Consider the following 1,326-nt stretch of genomic DNA (forward strand, 5'->3'; position numbering starts at 1 on the left):
GGCCTGCTCGTCCGCGGCGGATGCCGGGTGGGCCGTCAGTAGGGCAGCGGCGGGTTCCTGGGCTGCCGCCGGAACCACCGGCGATGCCGGGGCTTCCGGGGTGGGCGGAACGGGCTCCGCTGATTCGGCTGCTGCCGCTACCGGAATCTCCACGATCTCGAGCGCGAGGGTCGGGGGCAGTGCGGAAGCGGGAGCATCCGGCAATGCCCGGTGACGCCCGCGCGCGCGGACCTCACCGGTGCCGGTCAGCCCGGCGTCGACGGGCCCTGTGCTCGTGGGCCCCGTGTTCGTGGGCCCTGTGCCGGTCTCGGTCGCGCTCACAGGGCGGCCACGATCCTGGCGAGGAGTGCGCTGATCACGGGTTCGGCCTGCTTGCCTGCGACGAGCACTTCGGCGTGGCTGAGCGGCTCCTTCTGGATCCCGGCCGCGAGATTGGTGATGAGGGACAGGCCGAGGATCTCCATGCCGGCCTGGCGGGCGGCGATGGCCTCGAGCGCCGTCGACATGCCGACGATGTGGCCGCCGATCGCCTTCGCCATCTGCACCTCGGCGGGGGTCTCGTAGTGCGGTCCGCGGAACTGGCAGTAGACGCCCTCGTCGAGCCCGGGGTCGATGGTGCGGGCGAGGTCGCGCAGCCGCTTCGAATAGAGGTCGGTCAGGTCGATGAAGGTCGCGCCTTCGAGCGGCGAGTCCGCGGTGAGGTTGATGTGGTCGCTGATCAGCACCGGCGTTCCGGGGGTCCAGGTCTCGCGGATGCCGCCCGCCCCGTTGGTGAGGATCATGGTCGTCGCGCCCGTTGCCGCAGCGGTGCGTACGCTGTGCACGACCCGGCGGACGCCGTGGCCTTCGTAGTAGTGGGTGCGCGCGCCGATGACGAGAGCCCGCTTGCCGTTCGGCAGGAGCACGGAACGCAGGGTGCCGACGTGGCCTTCGAGCGCGGGGGCGCTGAATCCGGTGATCGACTGCGCGGGGATCGTGTGCGTGGTCTCGCCGATGAGCTCCGCGGCCTTGCCCCACCCGCTGCCGAGGGTCAGCGCGACGTCGTGATGGGTGACGCCGGTCAGCTCGGCGATTTCCTCCGCCGCGATCCGGGCGATCTCGAATGGATCGGTTTGTGGCTCGTCCAGCGGGTTTGCGTCGATCGTCGGCATCCCCCCACTCTATTCGCCCGAACCAATTCGACGGAGATTTTGGGCATTCGGGGCCCAAAGTGCCCTCTCACGCGCGGAAATCTCAGAAACTTCGTCGAATTCGTCCGGCGCGGGCGTTGGGGCGGGCGGATGCCCCCTGCCGGGATTGGTGGCGAAGGGCGGCGGACGGCAGAAT

The 1,326-nt window shown here is 70.1% G+C and carries 1 protein-coding gene and 1 pseudogene; both read right to left on the reverse strand.

Features of this window, described 5'->3' with window-relative positions; genetic code table 11:
• Positions 1-321, reverse strand: a pseudogene (locus QN345_RS19165) (hypothetical protein); the annotation flags it as partial.
• The gene (locus QN345_RS19170; RefSeq protein ID WP_134560705.1) at positions 318-1,151 is read right to left on the reverse strand and encodes a purine-nucleoside phosphorylase; all 834 of its coding nucleotides are present in this window, start codon (positions 1,149-1,151) and stop codon (positions 318-320) included. The gene QN345_RS19170 and the pseudogene QN345_RS19165, both read right to left, overlap by 4 nt.
• Between the last annotated feature and the right edge of the window lie 175 nt (positions 1,152-1,326).

It is taken from the genome of Cryobacterium sp. 10I1, from assembly GCF_035019805.1.
GTDB lineage: Bacteria > Actinomycetota > Actinomycetes > Actinomycetales > Microbacteriaceae > Cryobacterium > Cryobacterium glucosi.